Consider the following 2,496-nt stretch of genomic DNA (forward strand, 5'->3'; position numbering starts at 1 on the left):
AAAGCGCAACCAGGAAGTCCGCAGAGGTGAGATATGTGAAATAAGCTCCCCGGAAAGCCGGGTAAAAGTGTTGGTCATCCCCACCAACGAAGAACTGGAAATAGCCACCCAAACTGCACAAGTCCTGTCCAGTTGAAAGGTCAAACGTGAACCAGCAATCATAGAGGTACAAAATGCAAAATGAAATGGTGGAAACCTTTACTGCCAAAGCCAAGGCTGTATCTGCCGAAGTCCGGCATATCAAAAGCATGCAGGAGGCCTTCGACTATACGGTCAATACCTGCGTGGACAAGGAAGCCTGTCAGTTTCTCATGGCCGGCTGTGAGCTGCCGGTCTCTGACGAGGCCCAGCAGCTGTGTGAAATTAAGCCTGGAGAAAAAGTTATCGCTGCCCCGGCCCTGGACGACAAGAACCTTTCCGGGCTTACCTCCCAGGCGGAAAAACAGGGCATTACCACCATTACCAGTGAGCTACGCCGCTACCTGGGGGGTATAGATATCGGTCTGGCTGTGGCTGATCTGGGACTGGCGGAAACCGGCACCCTGGTACTTAAATCAGCCTCCGAGGACCTGAGGCTGGCCACCATGATCTGTGAGATAAATGTCATGGTTCTGCCTCTGTCCCGCATGCGCCAGGGCTCTTATGACGCCGAAAAAGAACTCTCGGAAATGCTGAGAGACGGGGCCAACTACCTGTCCTTTATCACCGGAGCCAGCCGCACCGCCGACATAGAAAGAGTACTGGCCCTTGGTGTGCACGGCCCCCTGGAACTTCACATATTGCTTTTGGAGGATGCCTGATGCTTAACGCAGACAATCTGAAAGACTACCTGAAAGAAATTGAAGAGCAACTGCAAAACGATTTTCAGCGCAAGACCCTGGATACTTTTGCAGTGGCCTACCGTACAGGACGGGCCAATGCCTTCGCCGGAATGGATATAGACTCACTGGTAAAGGAAATAGCCGAGGCCAAGGACTCCTCCCTGTCCCGCATGGACGCCTTGTACAAGGAGTTCAAGAAAAACGCCGAGGCTCTGGGGGTAAAGGTTCATCTGGCCAAGGATCCCAAAGAGGCCAACGAGATAATCGCCTCCATAGCCAAAGAAAACAACTGCAAAAATATTGTCAAAGCCAAGTCCATGACCGCCGAGGAAATCCATGTCAACACCCACCTGGAAAAGGAGGGGTACAGGATTGTGGAGACCGACCTGGGGGAATGGATAATCCAGCTTCGAAACGAGCCTCCTTCGCACATGGTCCTGCCGGCCATTCACCTTTCCAGATACCAGGTTGCAGACCTTTTTGAGGGAGTGACCAAGAAAAAGCAGGACACGGATGTACACAAGCTGGTCAAGGTGGCCAGGCGGGAACTGCGCAAGGAATACGCCTATGCCGACATGGGCATTACCGGAGCCAACTTCGCCATATCCGAAACCGCCACCCTGGGCATGATAACCAACGAAGGCAACGGACGTCTGGTGACCACCCTGCCCCGGGTGCACGTGGCCCTGGTGGGCCTGGAAAAACTGGCTCCCAAGCTAAGAGACGCCCTGCGCCTTTTAAAGGCCCTGCCCCGCAATGCCACCGGCCAGCAGATAACCTCGTATGTCAGCTGGATCACCGGTCCCAATGAATGTAAAAGCGCACCGGATAACAAAAAGGTCATGCACGTGGTCTTTCTGGACAATGGCCGGCGCAAACTGTCCACGGACAGGAATTTCTCCCAGATCCTGCGCTGCATCCGCTGCGGTGCCTGCGCCAATGTCTGTCCGGTGTACCGCCTGGTGGGCGGGCACAAGTACGGATACGTATACATCGGAGCCATCGGCCTGGTGGCCACATACTTTTTCCACGGCAAGGACAAGGCCAGACTTTTGGTGCAGAACTGCGTAAACTGCGGAGCCTGCAAGGAAATATGCGCTGCCGGAATCGACCTGCCAAGACTTATCAAAGACATTCACGCCCGGATCCAGGACGAGGATGGTCATCCCCCCAGGTCCAAGCTTCTGGGCATGGTCATGAAAAACCGCCGCCTTTTTCATTCGCTGCTTAAAAACATGCGCTTCGCCCAGCTGCCCTTTGCAGACACCGAGGCCAGATACGTGCGGCACCTGCCCTCCATCTTCATGAAGGACCAGGATTTCCGCAAATTGCCGGTCATAGCCTCAAAACCCTTCCGGGACCGCTGGGAGGATTTAAAGCCCAGAGTGACCCAGCCCCGGAAAAAGGTCGCCCTGTTCTCCGGCTGCGCCGTGGATTTTATTTACCCGGAACAGATGGAGGCTGCCTCGAAAATCCTGTCCAAGGGCCGGGGCATTGCCCAGGAGCACCCAATGGATCAGACCTGTTGCGGACTGCCCGCCCTGATGATGGGCGAGAAAAAGGCCGCCAGGGAAGTGGCCAGGCAGAACCTGGAGGCCATAAACCCCGACGATTTCGACCATATCATCACCCTGTGCGCTTCATGTGCCTCGCACCTGAAGCACGGCTACACAAA

2 protein-coding genes and 1 pseudogene are annotated in these 2,496 nt (G+C 55.0%); all 3 read left to right on the forward strand.

Features of this window, described 5'->3' with window-relative positions; genetic code table 11:
- Positions 1-136: pseudogene (locus tag D5S03_RS06935) on the forward strand (acetate kinase); the annotation flags it as partial.
- Positions 137-173: 37 nt separating this feature from the next.
- On the forward strand, positions 174-800 hold the full coding sequence (locus D5S03_RS06940; RefSeq protein ID WP_287043157.1) for a LutC/YkgG family protein: 627 nt from the start codon (positions 174-176) through the stop codon (positions 798-800).
- On the forward strand, positions 800-2,496 hold a 1,697-nt coding region (gene ldhH / locus D5S03_RS06945), incomplete at its 3' end, for an L-lactate dehydrogenase (quinone) large subunit LdhH (protein ID WP_287043159.1). The genes D5S03_RS06940 and ldhH, both read left to right, overlap by 1 nt.

Origin of the sequence: Desulfonatronospira sp. MSAO_Bac3, from assembly GCF_003838035.1 — a bacterium.
Lineage (GTDB): Bacteria > Desulfobacterota > Desulfovibrionia > Desulfovibrionales > Desulfonatronovibrionaceae > Desulfonatronospira > Desulfonatronospira thiodismutans.

Bases quoted from the DNA above. Each gene is read 5' to 3' on its own strand.
- D5S03_RS06940 (WP_287043157.1), top strand. From the start codon at position 174: ATGCAAAATGAAATGGTGGAAACCTTTACTGCCAAAGCCAAGGCTGTA.